Genomic DNA, 22,060 nt, shown 5'->3' on the forward strand with positions numbered 1-22,060 from the left:
CAGGTGAAATAGAGTTGATTAATGGAATTCTATATTGCACTATAACTTGTTGTTTATTAATAAATTTATTTTCAATTAGTATAACCAGGAATCATTGCACGAGATTAAAGCACTTTACCAAAATATTTTATTTACAGATTTACAATGTAACTCGTCGCAACCTTAGGGCATTAACGATGACTGACACGGAAGAAAGTGCCATAGCTCCCGCAGCAATCACTGGATTTAAAAGCAGGCCTGTTAGTGGGTAGAAAATACCTGCTGCTAGCGGAACACCCAGCATATTATAAATAAAAGCAAAGAAGAGATTTTGACGTATGTTATTCATTGTGCTTTCTGATAAATATCTGGCCTTGGCAATACCACTCAAATCTCCATGTAGCAAGGTAACACCAGCACTCTCAATAGCAACATCAGTCCCTGTACCCATAGCAATACCAACGTCTGCTTTTGCCAGTGCAGGAGCATCATTTACTCCATCGCCAGCCATCGCGACAATTAAACCATTTCCTTTTAATTCGCTGACAATACGACCCTTATCTTCAGGCATTATTTCTGCTATGACATTTTTTATGCCCAGAGTAGCTGCCACAGCTTCTGCGGTTTTCTTGCTATCACCAGTCAGCATGTAAATCTCAATACCCTTTTTCTGAAGTGCATGAATGGTTTCTGCGGTAGTAGATTTAATAGGATCTTCTACAACTAAAAACGCTACTGTTTTACCGTCGACTGCCATAAACATAACAGAAGAACCTTTTGCCCGAAATTTATCAGCTTTTTCAAAAAGAGAAGTATCGTCGCTTCCATACTCATGCATTAATTTTGCATTACCGATAGCTACATGATGGCTATTTACTCTACCTACTACCCCCCTCCCGGTTGGCGCTTCAAAATTTTGAACTGAGATAAAAGCTATTTGCATTTCTTGTGCTGCTTTCACAATCGCGCTAGCCAGGGGATGTTCACTGTGATATTCCAGAGAAGCAGCTAATAGCAATGCTTGTCTCTCATCCCAATCTTCGCTGGTTTCAATATGGGTAAGTTTCGGGTGCCCTTCCGTAAGTGTGCCCGTTTTATCTACGATGAGCGTATTTACCTTTTCCATTCGTTCAAGTGCTTCAGCGTTTTTGATTAATACTCCATTTTGCGCGCCTTTTCCCACACCTACCATGATAGACATTGGTGTTGCCAAACCCAACGCACATGGGCAAGCAATAATGAGAACTGATACAGCAGCAATTAAGCCATAACCAAGAGATGGCTGGGGACCTAATAGCCCCCATGTAATAAAAGACAGTACCGCTACCAAAATCACTGCGGGAACAAACCAGGCCGAGACAGTATCCGCCACACGCTGAATTGGAGCACGGCTTCGTTGAGCGTCACTCACCATTTGAACAATACGTGCCAGCATGGTATCTGCACCAACATGCAATGCTTTCATAATGAAGCTACCTGTTTGGTTAATTGTAGCGCCAATAACCTTGTCTCCAATTCCTTTAGCAACAGGCATAGGTTCACCCGTTACCATAGATTCATCTATAAAACTACGTCCTTCTTGTATTTCACCGTCCACAGGTATTTTTTCACCTGGCCGTACACGCAGCGAATCACCGACCTCTACTTGATTGAGTGCTATTTCCTCTTCACTACCGTCTTCCTTGATGCGATGCGCATTTTCTGGTGCTAATTTCAGTAAAGCACGAATGGCACTACCTGTTTGCTCTCGAGCCTTTAATTCAAGTACTTGCCCCAGCAGTACAAGTGTGGCTATCACAGCGGCTGCTTCAAAATACACAGAGACCACCCCTTCCTGACTTCGAAACGCAGCGGGGAATAATCCGGGGAAAAAAACCGCCACCACACTATAAATCCATGCGACACCAATACCCATCGCTATCAAAGTAAACATATTTAATCGGCGTGTTTTGAGTGACTGCCAACCACGCAGGAAAAAAGGCCAACCGCACCATAGCACCACGGGTGTTGCGAACAACAATTGAATCCAATTTGAAATACCTGTCGAAACAAAATGCTGGAATCCATGCCCAGCCATTTCCAAGATTACTACAGGCAAAGTCAATATCAACGCCACCCAAAATCGGTGCTTCATATCAAGGTATTCCGGATTTGTTGCTTCACCAATGGAAATTGCTTCTGGTTCTAATGCCATTCCACAAAGTGGACAAATCCCCGGGGTAGCCTGGCGAACTTCGGGATGCATGGGGCAAGTATAGAAAATTGTTCCATCTGAAATAATTTGCGGTTTATGTGCATTATCTTTCTTGTGGCAACAAAGGTGTTCATTATGAACATGGGAATGACCTTCATGGTGGTTGTGTGCCATTATTCACCTATCCGTAGTTTTATTCTGCCTGGAATTTATAACCATTTAAATTAGCTCATGATACCCTGTTATACTGGTTTATATCTACAAGGTCATAATAAATAATGCATTTCTTACCCTGTAAGAATCAGCTACTTTCAGTTATAATTCATCGTTGACAGAAGAAAAATTTAGCTTGGCAATAAAAAATTACGGAGATCATTGTATTGTGAAAAAAATTCTCATCACGCTAATTGGCTTTTTATTCATGAACACCTGTCATCATTTGCTCTATGCCGATAATTCCCATCATCACACGGTGAAAGATCTTTCAACGCCTTCCTCTAAATTGGAGAATACACCCACAATACAATTGGAAGTCCAGAAGATAATTGATAAAAAGGATAAGAAACTGGTATTTGTCAAACTCACTGATATAAAATCGAATAAACCAATTACTTTCAATGATCTTACTGAGATACATACAAAAAAATTTCATTTACTGATCATTGATAATCATCTTATTGACTATAGTCATGTTCATCCCGCAGAAACTGCTACTCCGGGGATTTATCAATTTGAATGGCAACCCAATTTCAAGAATGCCACCTATCGGGCATGGGCTGATCTGTTACCAACCAATACCAATAAACAGGAGTATGCCACTGCTGATCTAACATCTCCCCAGACAGTAACAAGAACAATGAATCCTATACATCATCGAACAGTATTAGAGAGTACAGTGAATGGATATCAATTCAAATTAACTTTCAATAAAATGCCTCTACTAGCAGGTAAACCTGCGATGGGTGAAATCGATGTGACTGATTCTAAAGGGCATCCAGTCCGTACACTAGAACCAATTATGGGGGCCTATGCACACATTGTCGGCTTTAATGAAGATTTTAAAACCGTTATCCATGTCCACCCCATGGGCAAAGAGCCTGCAAATAGCACTGAACGTGGAGGACCTCAATTACAGTTCCATATTGAGCCTAATAAAGCAGGTTTCATTAAAATGTTTGCCCAGGTGCAAATTGATGGGAAAGTACTCTACGCGCCATTTGCATTCACAGTAAAAAAGGCTTAACGACTAAATTAAGAGCCTGTCTTTTACAGACGCAAATATTATTGTAAGCTCCTGGCTTGTGTTGTGCAAAGCAAACCAGTTCTTTGTACCCGCTTATTCTGTTTTAGGGCAGTATAGTGAGCGGACCCTTCTGCGTTTCACACCAGGTTGACTTTTATCGTAGAGCTCCCAGTTCCATTGGGGTAATTCGCAATTTTTATAGATAAAAAGTTGATTCAAATGTTCAATGAATTGATTTTTATTGCTTATTTCGGGTGATATCTGAATTGTAAATTGGGTTAATGTCTGCTGGCAAATTAAATAATCTTCAAAACTTACACCACTGCTAATCATATGCTGTCGAATAACATCTGCAAAAATGGGAACTATTTCTTGCCCTCTTTTCCCATAACAAACATCACCTAAACGACCTTCAATATTCTTTAACTCAGTAAATACACCATTCGATCTTTCAGTCACCAAAACGTCATCAAGACGGTAACGAATAATTGGTTGAGTAGACCTGTACAAGTCAGTAATAATTGGCACGAATCGCTCTTCATCCAACCATTCCTTTTCAATAATAAGAAACTCTTCATTCATCAATAAGCGATTGGTCTTACGTTCACTAATAGCCAGAAAACCTTCTGTACATTGATAAATTTGTGATATGGTACAACCAAATGCTCTGGTTAAAATCTCTTCTTCATTTGGTTCGAGTACTTCGGCTACAGAAAATATTTTTTTTGGTGTAATTTTTAAAATATCTTGTTGACTAGCAAGCATTAAAAGCACACTGGCTGGAGCTGAAATAATAGTCGGTTGAATGGCATTTAATCTCTGGATATGAGTATCAAAATCAGCAAAAAGATCAAAAAAATGGAATTGTATTGTTCTGCTTTTATTTAAAGTGGTATACAACTGGTTATTTGCTCTTAGAAAAAAAGCAATTCGTTCTCGCGAACGCAAACCGTTTGGCATAGCCTTGGCAAGGATTATTCCGGCCCAGGCATCACGTTCCTGTTCACTTACTAAAAACAAGCCTCTGCTCCCTGAAGTCCCTGAAGATAAACCAACAGCAATATTATTTATCATTGGGGAAAAATCACGTGTATGCTCAGCACGTAAAGCAATTTCCAATGCCTCAGTTTTTTTGACATTTACTGTATTAACATCATCAAAGTGTTCCATCATGATTTTTTTATTAACAATTGGCCATTGTTCCAAAGGAGTTTTTAGATAATCTCTATAGAATGCGGATTGATGCAAACAATTTTTTATAAGTTTTTTAAATTGTTTTGCTTGATGAAGCTTTAATTTTGCCGGGGTAGTAATAGTTTTATTAAGATAAAGTGTATTGAAATAGTGAAATAGAATACGTGCTAACATAATGGGTTCCCAATTCTCGAGCGCAATTGTTGGCAGTGAGAAGGAATAATTTCAATAGTCTTGTTTCTCTGATGTAGTTCGTGCAATTTTTGAATTGTCTTTAAATAGGCACGCTTGTCATGATGAATCAAATAGGTCAAAGCGCTCGGATAAATGAGTTCTTTAAAAGTTTCCTGGTGCCAGCAACTGTCCGCAACCAGGAAAATGTCGCCAGGCGCTTTAAAATATAAGCCGATTTGTCCTTTAGCGTGTCCCGGTAAAGGAATAGCAATCAATGAGTTGTCACCCAATACATCAAAACCATCAGAAAAAGGTAAAAGATGCTCGTCAAGTTGGATTGTTTTTTGAAGTGGTAATAAACGCTCAAAGAAATCTTCAGGTATCAGTCCAGGTAAAAAACCTTTCAATAACGCTTTCAACCCCTTTGTATGCTGAATATCGTCTATCGCATCAGAATGACATATAAAATGAGCATTAGGAAAATCGCATAATCCTCCAATGTGATCAGCATGAAAATGCGAAATCACAATATAATTGATATCTTCGGGTTTTATATGAATTTCTAGCAACTGTTCTTTTAAGGATTTTACAAGTGTCATAGGAGTTAAATGACGATATATAGAGGCTGGAAATTTTTGGGTTAAGCAGGTAAAACGGTCAGAATATCCTGTGTCAAATAAAATATATCCGTGACTTGGGTGTTTTATAAGAGCACAGAAGGATGGATATTCACGCTGTCTGATTTTCCCATTTTTTAAAGTCATGCGTTCGCAATGTTTGCAATAGCCAGCTTCAAATAACTGATACTCTATATGCATGAACAATACCATTCAGCAAATTTCATTATACCCTCATCAATGCTATAAATTGGCTTATACTTTAAATCTTTTTTTGCCTCTTCAATATTTAATGTTTGTCCAAAAGCCAACACTCCGACACCATACTCTGTAATCTTTGGTTCTGTTTTCAGATAAAGCAACCGATGCAAAAACTCAAGAAACTTTGCGACAAATCTTGCGTGATTATAAGGAATGCTTCTGGTTTTTAATGGTTTATTAAGAGCAGAAAACATCCTTGAAATGATATCAATAAAAGTCCGAGGTTCATCATTAGTGATATTATATTTTTTCCCTGAATAGCATTTATCTGCCAAAGCAGCCAAAATCAGGCTTTCCACTACATTCTCTACAAAAGTAATATCAATCAAATGATTACCTGAACCAATGATTGGAAGCACCCCTTGGCGCTCTGCTTTCAATAAACGGGGGAAAATAGCGCGATCATATGGTCCAAAAATTCCTCTGGGACGTATGGTAATCACATCCAGATCATGCTGTAGTTGAGCTTTATCTACGATGGATTCAGCAATTAATTTGGTTTGCACATAATAATTGACCGGTTTTGCTGGTAAAAGTGCATTTTCTTTAATATTGTGCTTCTCGGTAAAATCAAAATAAATACTAGGAGTGGAGACATAAACAAGTCGAGCCTGACTGGGAGTTGCCTGAACGACATTGTGAGTCCCTATGACATTAGCCTGATAAAAATCTTTATATTTTCCCCAGGGGCTTGATAAAGCTGCGCAATGAAATATGAAATCCGCATTTTGACTTATCAAAGACAAAGACTCCAGATCCTTTAAATCGAGTGGAACAAATGTTGCTCCTATTTGGCTTATTATTTCACCCAACTGCAAATTGCGTCCTAATGCAATGACTGCATGGCCTTCCTTAATCAAGCGTCTTGTAAGATTTAAACCTAAACATCCTGTAGCGCCGGTTACAACTGAAATCATACTAATACTCCAGTATCATTCCAGCAGCTGACAATCCAGCGCCAGTACCTAATAAATAAACCAACTGCCCGCGTTCTAAATTATGATTATGGATCAAATGACACAATGCGGAAGGCAGAGAAGCAGCCATTTGATTGCCATGCGTCGTGTAAATATCAACAAATTTTTCACCAGGGATGCCAAGCTTTTTACGTATATGATGCATAGCAAGCAAGCTGGCTTGATGTGGGACAACCCAATCAACATCATTTAGAGTTATACTAGCTTTAGCAAATAACTCCTCTTGCATGGGTCCAATCATTTGGCTGGCCAGTTTGAATACACGCTTTCCATCCATTTTAAATAAACCGTATTTCTTATCGTACTCACTTGCAGGCGGCATGAATGTTCCTCCAGCCTGGACCTGGCAAAAGTCAGCACCAAAACTGTATGTTTTCATATGAGCAGCAAGAATTCGACTATAGTCATTGCTTCTTTCAACAACACAAGCAGCTGCCCCGTCACCAAAAATCGTACAGGTTTCCAAGTCGCTCCAATCCAGGCCAAATGAAGGGATATCACTTGATACAATAAGTATACGATTAAATCTGCCCCCTGAGAGCATATATGATGCCGCATCGAGTGCAGTGAGAAAACTAAGACAGGTACTGTTAATATCAAAACAGGCGATTCCTGAATTATCTAATCCCAATTGTTTTTGAACCAGAACCGCCGTACATGGTATAGGTTGCTCTCCGGCTCCACACGCCCCAATAATGGCATCAATTTCAGCTAAAGTAATTCCTGCTTGTTCCACAGCGTGTAATGCAGCTTGACTTGCCATATAGGAGGTTGTTTCACTGACTCTGGCAAAATGCCTGGAAACTAATCCGGACTTCTTCTGAACACTGCCTTCAGGAAGATTGAGTTTTTTATCCAGATCAGATGAAAACACTATGTTTGCGGGTAAATATTTTCCCATTCCGATGATTTTTGCTGACGACATAGAACTGACTTGTTAAAGGATGGAGCAATTATTGTACTATAAGGCCTATTATAGTCAAAGAGAACTTTTTAAAGGTTGGTTGGTAAATAATTGCCGTGCATTTGTATAAATGATAATCTATCTAATCTTATATGTTATCTAAAATATGCATGAAAATCCTGACTGTACTGGACAGCTATCCTCCCGACTTAAATGGTGGTGCTTATTTTACTCACCGTTTGGCAAAATTCTTACAAGCCAAAGGGCATGAAGTTCTTGTGATATGCCCCTCTCGAAGCCTGAAGCAAGGTTATACAAGCTATGAAGGAGTCAATCTCTATGGAGTACGATCATGGCCAGCCCTTGGTTACAAAAACTTTCGTGTTTGCTGGCCTTTCTTCATCAAGAAGGGTATTTTAAAAGCAATAACAGACTTTAATCCTGATGTCGTTCATTTGCAGGGAAAATTTTTCTTAGGTGGAATTTGCTATCGAGCCTGTCGTAAAAAGGGTATCCCGTTAATGGCTACTAATCATTTTATGCCAGAAAATTTTTTTCATTATACTCACCTTCCCAAGTATTTTGAAAAATGGTTTCATCGCACCACATGGAATATTGTGATTGACATGCTAAATCATGTAAAGATAGTCACTACTCCTACCCACACTGCAGCTAACTTACTTAAAGAAGTACACATACAAAAAGAAATTCATGTTGTTTCTTGTGGAGTGGATCTACAAAAATTTCAACCAAAACAAAATGCCAATCTCATTAGACAACGTTATAAAATCCCTGATAAGCCAATTCTATTGTATGCTGGTCGTTTGGATAAAGAAAAAAATTTATCAATAGCCATAAAAGCATTTTATAAAGCAAGACAATCCATTGATGCTCATTTTGTTTTAACCGGTCGTGGTGCGGAATTACAAAGATTAAAAAAACTGGTTCAGACACTGAATCTCACTGAGCATGTCACTTTTACAGGATATCTATCAGACGCGGAATATCCGCTGGTATATAGTTTAGCAAATTGTTTTGTAAACCCGGGAACTGCTGAATTACAAAGTATTGTTGCCTTGGAAGCAATTGCTTCTGGATTGCCTCTTTTGGCTGCAAAAGCGATGGCTTTACCTGAACTTGTTAAAGAAGGAGTAAATGGTTATCTCTTTGACCCTAATGACGTTGAGACATTGTCTTGTTATATGGTCAAGATTCTTAGTGATAGGACTTTCAGTGAACAAATGGGAAGGGAGAGCAGAAAATTATCTCAAGAGCATGATATCAAACGAACTATCGAACAATATGAAACACTCTATCAATCGATGGTGAGTTAATGAAAGCAGTCGCAAATCGCTACTATGTTCTTTGTCAGGAAAAAGTATTCATAAGAAGTCTGCTTAGTGGCTTTTTTTTGCTTTTTATAAGTTTTCTCATTATGAATTTTGCAGGAAAATATGCTTCACTTATGGCCGGTAATCCGGTAAATGATTTAATTCTTGATAATTTACCTCTGCGTGATGTAACTCTTTTTCATGTTAATGCGGCTATTATCTTTTGGACAATTTTTACTATTTATACCCTGTTAAATCCAGCCTTCATTCCTTTTATCACTAAAAGTGCCGCGCTGTTTATATTGATACGTTGTGCCTTTATTAGTATGACCCATCTCGGTGCACCTCCTAATCAACTGTCTATTCCAGATAATTTTTCATCTCTTGTTTTATTTGATGGAGATTTATTTTTTTCTGGACATGTCGGAGGCCCTTTTTTAATGATGCTTATCTTTTGGAATAAGACAACATTACGTTATATTTGCCTTGCTGCTGCAGTTTTTTTCGCTTATACGGTGCTGATTGGTCATATTCATTATAGTATTGATGTTTTTGCAGCCCCATTTATTACTTATGGAATATTTCATATAGGCCAATTCCTGTTTGCATCAGATTATCAACGACTAAAATCAGAACTGACATCATCAACTGGAAATTGATAACAGTTGCACCATGCTGCAGGATTAACCCGCATGAGAAAGTAATTCGGTAAATATTTGGCTGAGATAATCAATTCCAGCTTATACCTACTCAAATAATCCCAGTAATATTTCAACAGGGTGAGAAGCTTTTAAACCAGTTAATCGTTTGACTTGTGCTCGACATGAATAGCCATCGACTAAAGTATTAGCTAAACCAGTACTGTCTTCAAAATAATTCTTCCATGATAAATCAAACAAGCCATGGGAATTAAATTGATGGATTGACTCATGTCCATAAGCTCCAGCCATACCACAACACCCTGTTTTTTCAGCAACTAGAGTCAAACCAAAAAATTGAAAGACTTTCTGCCACTGCATTAAAGCTTCACTGCAATTTGCCTGTTCTGTGCAATGACTTAGCAATAAATACTGATTAAGTTTTTCATTAGCTTTTATTGGTAACTCGTTGACTTTTTCACTACCCAGTATTTGCGAGAGCCACTCTTGAATCAACAGGATTTTACTAGTGTAATTTTCGTGTAAATATTCAGAATATTCATATCGATAGGTTAATACCATAGCTGGATCTAGTCCTATCATGGTTAATCGATGATCTGATAGCTTTTGAAGCATTAAATCATTTTTTCTGGTAATTTTTGCAAATGACTGAAGCATTCCATTGTCGTGCAGAGTTTTACCATTTTCAAACCAAGGTAATACATAAACCTGGAACCCCAGTTTTTTTATTAACTGACAAGCTTTCAGCACAAGTTCAGCTTCATAAAAACTGGTCACCCAATCCTGTATATAAATTACAGTTTTCTCACTGACAGGTAAATGGTTTAAATCAAGCCATGGAATATTATTTGCCTTTAAGAGTGACTTCAGATTTGGACTACTAAACAAAGGGAGATCAACCAACCCTGTGTATTTATGTAAACAATATTTTACTAATTTATTTGAGAGACAGAAATTAGCTAATTCTGGAAACAGGCTTTGAAAATATCCAACACGTTCACTGTAAGCAATAAGATAATCTTTTATTGAGCGAGAATATCGTGTGTGATAGGTTTGCAAAAATTTTGCTTTAAACGAAGGAACATTGATATTAACCGGACATTGAGAACGACATGCATGGCATCCCAGACATCCTTCTAGCGCAGTATAAACTTCATGGGAAAAATCATATTGGCCGTGATTCCTTTTGTAAGTATTTAATCGCTTTTTCAACGGCCATGTTAATTCTCGCTTTCCTGTCAAAGCACTTAATTGCCTTAACCATTCCCTAACCAAGCTGGCTCTTCCTTTAGGAGAATGAATTCTATCCCTGCTTATTTTATAAGAAGGGCACATCACATCTTGTAATTTATAATCGAAACACGCTCCATTTCCATTGCAGTTTAAAGGTAATTGATAAGAATCTCTATACTGGTAGTTAATTTGACTGTCTACATCTGCTCTGGTTTTTTCCGAACGGATGCTGGCAAGTGAATCATGGCTACCTAAGGGGACAGCAATTTTTCCAGGATTTAATTGGTTGAAAGGATCACAGCTTGATTTAATTTTCCTGAGCTCATTGTAGAGTTCCTCTCCAAAAAATACAGGCACGAATTCACTTCGAAATCCTTTACCGTGCTCGCCCCACAATACCCCACCGTATTTATGGGCAAGTTGCGCCACCTTTTCTATTATTTCGTAATAGATTTCCCTATCTTTTGCATCCATCAAGTTCAATTCAGGGCGAACATGTAAACACCCTACATCAACATGACCAAACATCCCATAACTAACCCCATGAGAATCAAGTAACTCACGAAATTCCTTGACATAGTCAGCCAAATACTCTGGAGGAACAACAGTATCCTCAACACCCGATATGGGTTTTCTTACACCCTTTACTTTACCTAAAAGCCCAACACTGCGCTTTCTTAACTCCCAAAGATTGATAATATCCTCATTATTAGTAACAAAATGAAAATCCGTACCTTTTAAACTTTTCTTCAATAATTGCGCATGGTGTAGTAACACTTTTTCATCGTTTGCCACAAATTCAATCAAATTAATTGCATCAACTTGGATGTTGTTTCCAGAGCTCAGAAAAGATTTCAGAGAATGATAAATAATATCTGTCTTGGCCAATTTCAAAATAGTGCTATCCATTGTTTCAATGGCTTCTGGATCAAATGCCACCAAATGCTTTGCATGCTCAAGAGCATCACTAAATGTAGGATACAAAACAACAAACAGGCATTTGTATTTGGGTATATTCGTTAATTTTAACTTGATTTTAGTGACATAGGCCAAAGTTCCTTCAGAACCTGCGAGAATATAATTGGCATTGAATCTCTTGCCATCATTTGAGTAAATTTTTGCCAAATTGTAACCGGAGACAAATCGATGCAATTTAGGTAATTGCCTATCAATTGTCTCTCGATGTTCCTGGACAGTTTTATCCAATTGCTTATAAAACTGCCCTACCTGCCCAGGCAATTTTTTCATATTATCAAGAAGACTGACATCTATCTCTTCACTGGTATGGACCTCTCCTCCAAGATAGACAGCTGTCAATGCAAGTATGTATTGACTGGTTTTTCCATACAATCTTGAGCCTTTGCCACTGGCATCTGTATTAACCATACCTCCAATGGTAGCGCGATTACTTGGGGATAAAGCAGGTGCAAAGAATTTGTTATAAGGCTTCAGGTATTCATTTAATTGATCAAGAACTACTCCAGCTTCAACCAAAACCCAGTCTTCATCAGAGTTTATCTCCACAATATGATTCATGAAACGAGAACAATCGATGATTATTCCAGCATTTAGTGATTGGCCATTAGTTCCAGTGCCGCCACCCCTGGGGGTGAAAGTTAAATCACGAAATTGCCCACTACTGGCTAATTTAAAAATATGAGATATATCATTTTCACTTTTAGGGAAAATGATGGCTTCAGGAATAATTTGATAAACACTATTATCCGTTGATAAAACAATTCGGCTACTTAAAGCTTCATCAATCTCACCATGAAAATCGGGTATTTTCTCAAGTTGCTGTAAAAATAACCTGATTTTTCTGGGTGTTGCGGTGGAAGAGGTCAAACGCGGGATCATAATTTTTTCCTAGCTTTTCCTCCATTAATCTTCTCATTATAGACTACCAGATAATTAGGGCTAAATCATAAAGACGACTACTATTCAATCAGAAAAAATAGTCTTTTTAGTCTAAATTAAGGATACAGACATCTTTTTAAAGGATTAAAATGATATGAACACAATAACAGAAGATTCTCTGACTGAAGAACAAAAATACATGGTTCAAGTATGGGAAAATCATACCCATTATGAATTTGACACTAAAAATGTTGCAGATACTATGAAAACCATGGAAGACAATCCCTATGTCAATAACATACCTACCATGATAGGCGGATTTGGACAAGAAGAAGTCAAACAATTTTACAGCCAATTGTTTATACCCCAAAAACCAGATGATACTGAGGTTGAACTGATTTCAAGAACAGTAGGGACTCATCAAATTGTAGATGAACTCATTTTTAAATTTACTCATAATATCAGGATGGATTGGATATTAAATGGCATCGAGCCTACTGGAAAACGTGTAGAAATTCCTCTAATTGCGATTGTCAGATTTCATAATAGAAAAATCATAAGCGAACATATTTATTGGGATCAGGCATCCGTTCTTGTACAACTCGGTTTACTCAATTCAGATAAACTACCCATTCATGGAGTAGAAGCCACCAATAAGATAAGGGAACTGATATCACGAAGTCTGACTAAGTAAGAAAAAACGCTTACTTATAACTATAATTATTTTTAAAGAATACAGGGATCGTCATGATAAAAGATTATCTTATAGAAACCATGAATCAGGATGAGGTGAATCTTGCTATAACGTGGGCTGCCCAGGAAGGTTGGAATCCAGGAATTCATGATGCAACATGCTTTTATCAAACTGATCCTCATGGTTTTTTTGCAGGTAAGCTGAATGGAAAAACGATAGCCATTGGTTCTGCTGTTATCTATGATGATTTTTTTGCTTTTTGCGGTTTCTATATTGTTGATAAGTCCTATAGGGATCAAGGTTATGGCTTGGAATTAACCAAAGCAAGGCTAGCTTATATTGGTAACAGAAACGCGGGAATTGATGGTGTGATCAACATGCTGGATAAATATGCCCGCATTGGTTATCAATTAGCACATAATAACGCCAGATATTGTCTTAATAAGACAATAAAACCAATATCATCTGAACCTCATATTGTTCCATTAAATCAAATCGATTTTTCGCAGTTATCATCCTATGACCGCTTACATTTTCCAGCACCTCGTCCTCAATTTTTAAAATGCTGGATAAATCAGCCACAAAGCTTGGCTCTGGCTTATTTAATTGATGGCCAAATTAAGGGTTATGGTGTTATCAGGACCTGTCATAAAGGATTTAAGATTGGGCCACTATTTGCGGGTACTCCGGAAATTGCACACCAACTTTTCAGTAATTTGGTCCCATATGCTAAGGGTCAATTGATATTTCTGGATATTCCAGAGAATAACCCTTTAGCAATTGAGCTGGTCAGTCAATATCAAATGAAGAAGGTATTCGCTACAGCACGTATGTATTTAAAAGGAGAACCCCCGGTTAAAAAAGAAAGTATTTATGGAATTACTACTTTTGAATTAGGATAAACCATGACCCGAGATCTCACTGGATATGGATCAGAACAAATTAATTTGACCTGGCCCAATAAGGCTAAAATCGCTATTAATTTTGTTATTAATTATGAAGAAGGAGCAGAGTTAACTCCACTTAACGGTGATACAAAGGCTGAATTTTACGGAAGTGATTTTCCTTTCGTTCCTAAAGGAAATGCAGAAAGGAATTATAGTATCGAATCTATTTATGAATACGGAAGTCGAGTTGGGATTTGGCGTTTAATCCGTCTTTTTGACAAGCATTCCATCCCCTTGACTTTTTTCGTAACAGGTTATGCTTTAATATTAAATCCTGAATTCTCAGTCTATCTTGCAAGTCATAACCATGAAGTTGCTGGACATGGATGGCGATGGATAGATTATTCAAAAGAAAGTAAGGCAACGGAAAAAAAACACATCTCTCGCTGTATTGATACCTTGCAGGAACTCACTGGACAAAGGCCATTGGGCTGGTACACTGGAAGAAGAAGCCCATTTACCCGCGATCTGCTAACTCAAATTGGTGGGTTTGTTTATGATTCAGATAGTTACGCCGATGAACTCCCCTATTTCATTAACAAGCATCTTGTAATCCCATACTCATTAGACTGTAATGATTTTCGTTTCACAATTTCTCCCGGCTTTGTCACGGCACAGGATTTCTATCAACGTCTTAAAAATACTTTTGATTACATTTATCAAGAAAATCGATTATCTATCATGACTATTGGTTTACATCCGCGATTAAGCGGCAAACCCGATCGTTGCCATGCCCTTAATGAATTTCTAAGCTATATTCGACAATTTCAAAATATATGGATAGCAAAGAGAATAGATATTGCACTGTACTGGTTAACCAAACACACCCAGATTAAGCAGGATTTATGAAATACCCAATCTCATTGTTAGGAAATGTTTTTAATTCAGTCGTTTAGTTTATCTAAGATTCTTCGTTAAAACATTTTTTGCCTTGATCGTGAGGTTTTTCGTAATGCTCTTATAGTCTGATCTTATTAATTTCTGTACTGTTTCATCAAAAGAGCTTAAAATTCATATCTCAAAATCTTTATAATTCACCCCACTATAATTTACAGATTGCCAATATGAGTCATTTACTAGATTTATCCATCCTTAAAAAAAATCGCGACTTTACCTTGCTTTATTTGGGCCAATTCATTTCATTCATAGGCACAATGATTACCAGTGTCGCCCTTCCCTATCAAATTTATCATTTGACCGAATCGACCATGATGGTAGGATTACTCAGCTTGGCACAATTACTGCCTCTACTGATTACTGCATTGCTTGGTGGAGTGTTTGCTGATCGATATAGCCGACGCGGATTACTAATCATTAGTGAATTATTACTTGCTGTTGGTTGTCTTTTTCTGGCTTTCAATTCCAAACTGGTTAATCCAAGTGTTAGCTTGATATTTATAATAGCCTCATTAATGTCCGCCATTACAGGTTTACATAGGCCTGCTTTTGATAGTGTGATACAACAAATCGTGAAACCAGAGGATTACAAGAAAGTAGGCGCTCTTGGCAGCTTCAAATTCAGTTTTTGTATGATTATTGGACCAGCTGCTGCTGGCTTGATTATTGCGCAATATGGTATTGTAATCACTTATCTCATTGATTTATTAACCTTTATCATTTCACTTCTCAATTTGAGCTTAATGCACACCATACCCAAGCCTTTAGCCAAAGAGCATCCATCCATTATAGTTTCTTTGAAAGAAGGTATAGGTTTTGCTTTGCGCCGACAAGAGCTGATGGGTAGTTATTTCGTTGATTTCTTTGCGATGGTTTTTGCTATGCCAAATGCATTGTTGCCTGCTATTGCCCAACAATTTGGAGGAGCTAAAACACTAGGACTACTTTATGCTGCGCCAGCTATAGGGTCGCTGATTATTTCTTTTGTTAGTGGCTGGACCGCAAAAATTACTCATGATGGAAAAGCGATCGCAATTGCTGCTGCTTTGTGGGGAGTGGCAATTATCGGATTTGGTCTCACCACTTCTTTGTGGTTATCTCTCTTGTTTCTTGCTCTTGCAGGAGCATTTGATGCCATTAGTGGTATTTTCAGAAGCAGCTTATGGAATCATACCATCCCGCAAGAATTGAGAGGCCGCCTGTCTGGAATTGAAATGATTAGTTATTTGAGCGGCCCAAGATTGGGTGATACCAGAGCAGGCTTTGTTGCAGCAGGTTTAGGCATACCTGCTGCATTAATATCAGGCGGTATTTTATGTATTATTGGAGTGACTGTATGCTGCTATGCCTTGCCTAAATTTTGGAATTATCATTCAAAGTAATTAACCACTTTACTAATCTCCAATAATAGAGGCTTTTTTATGTTGTTGCTTGGTAGTCTCATCCAAACTGGCCGCTTCCGTTAATGCGGCTACATTTTCCTTGGTAAAAAACCCATCAAAATGGTGACATCTTTCAACATATTCAGTAATTAATATGGAATAAATGGAGTGTTTGGAGAAAATTTGCTTTAAATCAGGTGAATCCTCGCAAGCCCCAAATACTTTAGCTAAAAATTCAATATTTAATTTATCTCGAAGAGTTTCAACGACAAAATCAATATTCTTTTTACCAGAAGAGTGATCCCCATCTTTTACTTCATAAGCAATATGATGCATTCTTCTCCCGTAGTTACGCACAAAGGTTTCTGTGGGCATAGGGAGATTTTCAAAGGAATTCACCATGAACGGAGTGTTGTTAGCAGTAAACACTTTTGCCGGCGACTTGATGTCATGTCCGTGTGGATTTCTATTTACATTGGTAGAGGAGTTCATATCATAGATATTATAAGCACCCCAAAAATAATATTTGGATAAACATAAAAACTCTAAAATAGCATCCTCACGCTCACCAGCCAGGATTCGAGTAGCCATATGGTCAATGCCTTTGATCAAGTCTTTGATCCCATTATCGTGGCTTTCCTGATCTTTCGCGTCCAGCATCGCCTCTTGTTCTTTGGTTAAATAAAATCGTTGTCCCAATTCCAGAGAGTCAAAATCATAAATATTATCATCGGTATACCCAGCGCAATTGTAGGTGAAATCCGATAACCGGGTAAAATGTATATGTTTATTACAATAGAACTTGTTTTCAGTCATATCAGGATTATGAAAATTAAAATCATGGGAAACTAATATGTTACGCGTCTCATCCTTATTCTTGCATTTATAAATCTCACCTACATAACGAGCATTGAATTTAGCTCTTGAGTTGGGATACATCTTGTTTAATCTTGTGATATCGTCTTTAAAATTAGGATCCAGGGGCTCAAGCACCAGAAAAGCAGGAGAATTTTTGGTATTGAGTAAACAATAAATTTTATGTGTGTCACTAATATAACTTCGAGAATATCGATAAGGGGTCATTGAATAGAGTTCTTTAATATATGGAATAGCATCTCCCGTTTGTACCTGAACAACTACCCCACACATATCACCAAATAGATCCTCAAGTCCGGATGATAAACGCCTTTCGTAAATCTTGGTTTTATATTCATTAAAATAGTCTGAATTGACTTTATCCCCTTTGGGATGGTATTCAATTGGATTAATCATCATGTTCTCCCCAATTTGATTCACCGGCACATAATATTTTAAGTATATACCTGCCAATGAATTTTTATTTGAATTAATAACTGTTTCCTCTCTTTCATAGCAAAATAGAGGTATAATAATTTATTTTGAATCCTTACATACTTTCCAATGGAAGCTTTAATCGTATCACTTGGGGTGATTACCCTTGCAGAAATTGGCGATAAAACACAATTACTCGCCTTCCTTCTGGCAGCACAATTTAAAAAGCCATTGCCAATTATTTTGGGAATATTGACTGCTACTTTGATAAATCATTCTTTGGCTGGACTTATCGGGATCTGGATTACCACTTTATTAAAGCCGAATGTTTTGCGTTGGATACTTGGCATATCGTTTATTCTAATGGCAATATGGACGCTGATACCCGATGAAATTGAACAGGATGAGAAAAAAATATCCAAATATCTTGGTGTTTTTGGAGCAACGTTTATCACTTTCTTTCTGTCAGAAACAGGAGATAAAACACAAATTGCAACCATTGCCCTGGCAGCACACTACAGCTCCCCGATCCTGGTTATTGCCGGTTCAACCCTTGGAATGTTGCTTGCTGATTTACCAGCTGTTTATTTTGGAAATTTATTTTCCCATAAAATTCCCATGAAAATAATTCATGCTGTAGCTGCATGCGCTTTTTTAATTATTGGACTCATTACCATCTTGTTTTGACCGACTAGGCAGGATTGCTATTTAACATAAGCATCTAGCCAGTTGGTATATCTTTTTAATCTGTCGATGACAAAGCTTGGTTTCTCCAAAGTATGATATTCATTGGGGTAAATAACTAACTGTGTTGGCACATCTAGCGATTTCAAGGATTGGTATAATTGTTCTGACCCAACACAAGGGACATTAACATCCAAGCCACTGCACAAAAATAATGTAGGTGTTTTTATATTATTCGCTTTAAGAAAAGGGTAGCTTAATTTTAAATACAATTTAGGATTGGTCCAAGGCTTTCCCAATTCCAGCTCGTATTCCGGGGTGTATTGATCGACACCATAACCAGCTAAAATATTCGCTGCTCCAGCACCTGATATAGCCGCCTTGAAACGGCTATCTGTAGCTATGACATAATTGGTTAGCATTCCTCCGTAGCTCCATCCGCCTATTCCCAGACGATTTGGATCGACCATTCCCTTACCTATGACATAATCAACAGAAGCCAAGACGTCTTTTACATCCAAATTACCCCAATCTGCAAAAATTGCTTTGGCATAATGAAATCCCCTTCCGGAACTCCCTCTTGGATTAGGAGCAATAACGACATAATTATTAGCTACCAGCCACTGCATATCAAAGTTAAATTCATGGCTAAATTGATAGACTGGTCCTCCATGCAGATAGACAAAACCAGGAAATAAAATACCCGACTGGTATTCAGCTGGCTTCATTAATAATCCATCAACTCTTGTTCCATCAAAGCTATTGCACTGTATGTCTTCTGCGGGTTGAAATTTAACTTCATCCAATAGCTTTTTATTATGTTGTGTTAAAGGAATTAATCCGGAATTCAAAATAAATAATTCAGAGGGATGTGTATCATCTGTTGTTAACAAAATAATTTTCCCTTTGGCAAGTGAATAATCCATGTCATAGCGTAAGCCGCCTGTCAATTTTTTTATCTGGCCGGAATGAGTGTCTATGCGATTCAAATAGGTGTTTCTGCTTTCTTCTATTAATGCATAAATAAATTTGCCATCTTGAGACCATTTTGGCTTGTAATACCAATTATCCCGAGGTGCAATGATTTTCTCATCTTTAGTATTGATATCAATAATTGCCAATTGATTGGGCGAATAATAGGTCCATTGATGTTCATTACTGCGAAGATAAGCTATTTTTGAACTATCTGGGCTCCATGAAAGATTTGAATCGTAATCAGGATTCATATCACTACCGGAGAAATGAGTGAGTTGGCGCTCTTTTGCCCCAGACTTGGGTTCGATCAAATAAATATCATAATTAAAATGCCTATCCGGATCTTTTCCACGCTTTGTGACAAACGCGATGTATTTTCCATCAGGTGACCAAGCCGGTAAATATTCATCATGATTTCCATCGGTCAGTTGAGTAATAGCCTTACTCTTAAGTTCAACCAAATATAAATGATCTCTTCCCTTACCAAGATAACCGACACCATCAACCTTAAATTGATATCTATCTACAACTATGGGTTGTTCTTCCTCATTAGATGGAACACTCTTCTGAGCTATAAATGCAATCCTGTTAGAATCTGGAGACCATGTAAAATCGCTCACTTCGCCATCAATATGAGTTAATTGATGTTCTTTATTATCCTGGACAGATGCTATCCAAATTTGTGTCGTACCCTCTTTTCCGCCATCGGATAAATAAGCTAACCATTTACCATTAGGACTCCATTTGGGTAGCGAGCTTGATGAATCTTCTGCAAAGGTAATTCGTTGACTGGATTTACTATCCACTGATACTTTCCATACCTCAGTCGTGGAAATGTTATCTTTGGCATTTAATTGGGATACGGTATAGGCAACCCATTTTCCATCTGGTGACAGATCTGGCTCGCTGATATCTTGTATACGATAAAGATCATCAAGCTCTGGCAAACGCTTCCCAGCCCATCCATCATGAAATACAACAAGACAAATAATTAGACCCAGGCATACCCCCTTCATGACAATCATCCTTATTATGCTGAAAAATCAGAGATTTATAGTGCCTTAAAAAGTATAGAATAAATTTGTTATATATGATTTTTCCGGCAATCAGCAAACAAATTTTGAGTGGAATAAGTACAGTCTGGTGTCATTGATTTAGAATCGTAGCTGAAATTCTTCAGAAATAAAAAAATCCCCGTCTGTTCAACGAGGATCATAAAAAGGTTCTAATTTATTTCTGGTATACTTTTTACGGCATGATCCGCTTCTGTTCTTTGAACAAACTCTCTAAAGAAAGTCTGCGCGCTCTTACCTGATCGATTATGCAATGCATTCCAGTCTGAATTATGACCATTAGCATATTGTACATCAGTCTCCATTTTTCTGTCACTTTTGATTTTTTCCCTAGCTTGGACTAAAGCGTCTCTTGCATTAGCCAACCCTGGTTTCGCAAGAGGATCAGCTTTTCGAATGATATCATCCAGATTTGCAATTTCTTCATCAATCTCCGCCTTTTTCTTATGCCGCTCAGAAGCCAGTTCTTTATGGATAGATGCATAATGTGGAATCACAGCATCATCGATACGTTCGCCCCTTATCTCTTTTCTTGACCTAACCACTATGTAATCTTTATATGCTTCAGGAACACTCTTGAATGCACTGCCTGCATTAATTTCCCATTTAGCTAAAGCAACACCGAATTTAATGAAGGGCTTAGCCAACCATCCAAGTATTGTCCCTACTGTGCTGTCTTTATGACCTATTGCTCGACCAATTTCATCACGCTCTAAACGCATATGCCCTACTAAGAAATTAGTAATAGTAGAGAAAGAACGGCTATTAAATAGATTAATTGGCTGTCCAAGTTGATGAAAATGTTGCGCTACCAAGGAAGCCACGCCTGCACCAAGAGAATGACCTTTCAGGGTAATATTTTGTGGCGAAACACCTTGATCTAATAGTCTTTGCACTTGTGCAATACCATCTGCAACCAAATCCTCACTTGATTTGGCTTTGCCTGTACTTTGACCAACACCACGAAGATTAAAACCAATAACATTGGCCTTAAGAGCCTTCGAATCTTCTTTTATATCGTCAATGATATGTTCATAACACATACCATTCCCTACCAAATTGATAATATATTTTTGGTATTTGGGATCAATACTTTCTTGTGACCTATGCCTTACTTCAAATGTATCTAAATGCGCTCCATCATGAGTAATTACATCATGTTTCTCACAAATCAGATCGTCTTCATTATAATTACTTACAGTATCATCACTAATAGCTAAATCATCAAAATTTTCATTTTGTGCTGGCAGCACTAAACCACTAACCCATTCACCAAGCAGTTTATTGGCCCCAATTTTTATTAAATCCCATAATAAAACAGGGGGAAAAACCGTTCGAATTGCAATAAATTTAAACCATTCCCAACCACTATATTTAGGTTTTGGTGCATTATAAATTTTAGCCATGAGTCCAATCCTGTTTACATAAAATTGTTCATATTATATACAGTTAATATTAATTTAACCTTAAGCTGAATATTATAAACTTAAAAAAT

Annotated in this window: 17 protein-coding genes; 8 read left to right on the forward strand and 9 right to left on the reverse strand. The window is 37.6% G+C overall.

The annotated features are described in order from the left end of the window. Positions 1-139: 139 nt before the first annotated feature. On the reverse strand, positions 140-2,347 hold the full coding sequence (locus LPG_RS08145) for a copper-transporting P-type ATPase (RefSeq protein WP_010947353.1): 2,208 nt from the start codon (positions 2,345-2,347) through the stop codon (positions 140-142). A gap of 208 nt (positions 2,348-2,555) precedes the next feature. Here LPG_RS08145 and LPG_RS08150 point away from each other — a divergent pair, with 208 nt between their 5' ends. Further along, positions 2,556-3,416 (forward strand): hypothetical protein, encoded by an 861-nt coding sequence (locus tag LPG_RS08150; protein ID WP_016356921.1) that lies wholly within the window; start codon positions 2,556-2,558, stop codon positions 3,414-3,416. Positions 3,417-3,509: 93 nt separating this feature from the next. Here LPG_RS08150 and LPG_RS08155 read toward each other — a convergent pair whose 3' ends face one another. The 4 genes from LPG_RS08155 to LPG_RS08170 are packed head-to-tail and all read right to left on the reverse strand — an operon-like array spanning position 3,510 to position 7,564. Continuing rightward, on the reverse strand, positions 3,510-4,784 hold the full coding sequence (locus LPG_RS08155) for a F390 synthetase-related protein (protein WP_015444450.1): 1,275 nt from the start codon (positions 4,782-4,784) through the stop codon (positions 3,510-3,512). Further along, entirely contained in the window at positions 4,778-5,614 is an 837-nt protein-coding gene (locus LPG_RS08160) for an MBL fold metallo-hydrolase (protein ID WP_010947356.1), read from the reverse strand. The genes LPG_RS08155 and LPG_RS08160 overlap by 7 nt, the downstream gene beginning before the upstream one ends. After that, positions 5,593-6,579 carry an NAD-dependent epimerase/dehydratase family protein gene (locus LPG_RS08165; protein WP_010947357.1) on the reverse strand — a complete coding sequence of 329 codons (987 nt, stop codon included), beginning with the start codon at positions 6,577-6,579 and terminating at the stop codon, positions 5,593-5,595. The genes LPG_RS08160 and LPG_RS08165 overlap by 22 nt, the downstream gene beginning before the upstream one ends. A 1-nt stretch (position 6,580) precedes the next feature. Continuing rightward, entirely contained in the window at positions 6,581-7,564 is a 984-nt protein-coding gene (locus tag LPG_RS08170; RefSeq protein ID WP_010947358.1) for a beta-ketoacyl-ACP synthase III, read from the reverse strand. Positions 7,565-7,713: 149 nt separating this feature from the next. On the opposite strand from LPG_RS08170, the gene LPG_RS08175 reads away from it, so the two are divergent. Both LPG_RS08175 and LPG_RS08180 read left to right on the forward strand, forming a co-directional pair. Further along, positions 7,714-8,877, forward strand: coding sequence for a glycosyltransferase family 4 protein (locus LPG_RS08175; protein ID WP_015444448.1), 1,164 nt, complete (start codon positions 7,714-7,716; stop codon positions 8,875-8,877). Then, positions 8,877-9,533 carry a phosphatase PAP2-related protein gene (locus LPG_RS08180; RefSeq protein ID WP_010947360.1) on the forward strand — a complete coding sequence of 219 codons (657 nt, stop codon included), beginning with the start codon at positions 8,877-8,879 and terminating at the stop codon, positions 9,531-9,533. The genes LPG_RS08175 and LPG_RS08180 overlap by 1 nt, the downstream gene beginning before the upstream one ends. 87 nt (positions 9,534-9,620) lie before the next feature. On the opposite strand, the gene LPG_RS08185 is transcribed toward LPG_RS08180, so the two are convergent. Beyond that, positions 9,621-12,623: an FAD-binding and (Fe-S)-binding domain-containing protein gene (locus LPG_RS08185; RefSeq protein WP_010947361.1), complete on the reverse strand. Its 3,003-nt coding sequence runs from the start codon at positions 12,621-12,623 to the stop codon at positions 9,621-9,623. 154 nt (positions 12,624-12,777) lie between these two features. Between LPG_RS08185 and LPG_RS08190 the strand changes: the two genes are divergently transcribed. The 4 genes from LPG_RS08190 (at position 12,778) to LPG_RS08205 (ending at position 16,543) form a co-directional block, all read left to right on the forward strand. Continuing rightward, complete coding sequence (locus LPG_RS08190; RefSeq protein ID WP_010947362.1) at positions 12,778-13,317, forward strand: DeoR family transcriptional regulator; 540 nt, start codon at positions 12,778-12,780, stop codon at positions 13,315-13,317. Positions 13,318-13,370: 53 nt separating this feature from the next. Then, the gene (locus LPG_RS08195; RefSeq protein ID WP_010947363.1) at positions 13,371-14,219 is read left to right on the forward strand and encodes a GNAT family N-acetyltransferase; all 849 of its coding nucleotides are present in this window, start codon (positions 13,371-13,373) and stop codon (positions 14,217-14,219) included. 3 nt (positions 14,220-14,222) lie between these two features. Beyond that, a complete protein-coding gene (locus tag LPG_RS08200; RefSeq protein WP_010947364.1) occupies positions 14,223-15,113 on the forward strand; it encodes a polysaccharide deacetylase family protein in 891 nt (296 codons plus the stop codon). A 215-nt stretch (positions 15,114-15,328) separates the two neighbouring features. After that, entirely contained in the window at positions 15,329-16,543 is a 1,215-nt protein-coding gene (locus tag LPG_RS08205) for an MFS transporter (RefSeq protein WP_011213919.1), read from the forward strand. Positions 16,544-16,555: 12 nt separating this feature from the next. Here LPG_RS08205 and LPG_RS08210 read toward each other — a convergent pair whose 3' ends face one another. After that, entirely contained in the window at positions 16,556-17,872 is a 1,317-nt protein-coding gene (locus LPG_RS08210; RefSeq protein WP_010947366.1) for a lpg1639 family Dot/Icm T4SS effector, read from the reverse strand. A 90-nt stretch (positions 17,873-17,962) separates the two neighbouring features. On the opposite strand from LPG_RS08210, the gene LPG_RS08215 reads away from it, so the two are divergent. Further along, positions 17,963-18,520 carry a TMEM165/GDT1 family protein gene (locus LPG_RS08215; RefSeq protein WP_010947367.1) on the forward strand — a complete coding sequence of 186 codons (558 nt, stop codon included), beginning with the start codon at positions 17,963-17,965 and terminating at the stop codon, positions 18,518-18,520. Between the two features lie 17 nt (positions 18,521-18,537). Here LPG_RS08215 and LPG_RS08220 read toward each other — a convergent pair whose 3' ends face one another. Both LPG_RS08220 and sidB read right to left on the reverse strand, forming a co-directional pair. Next, positions 18,538-20,508 (reverse strand): S9 family peptidase, encoded by a 1,971-nt coding sequence (locus tag LPG_RS08220; protein ID WP_015444445.1) that lies wholly within the window; start codon positions 20,506-20,508, stop codon positions 18,538-18,540. Positions 20,509-20,717: 209 nt separating this feature from the next. Beyond that, positions 20,718-21,971 carry a Dot/Icm T4SS effector SidB gene (gene sidB, locus LPG_RS08225; protein ID WP_010947369.1) on the reverse strand — a complete coding sequence of 418 codons (1,254 nt, stop codon included), beginning with the start codon at positions 21,969-21,971 and terminating at the stop codon, positions 20,718-20,720. Positions 21,972-22,060: the final 89 nt, after the last annotated feature.

Origin of the sequence: Legionella pneumophila subsp. pneumophila str. Philadelphia 1, from assembly GCF_000008485.1 — a bacterium.
Taxonomy (GTDB): domain Bacteria; phylum Pseudomonadota; class Gammaproteobacteria; order Legionellales; family Legionellaceae; genus Legionella; species Legionella pneumophila.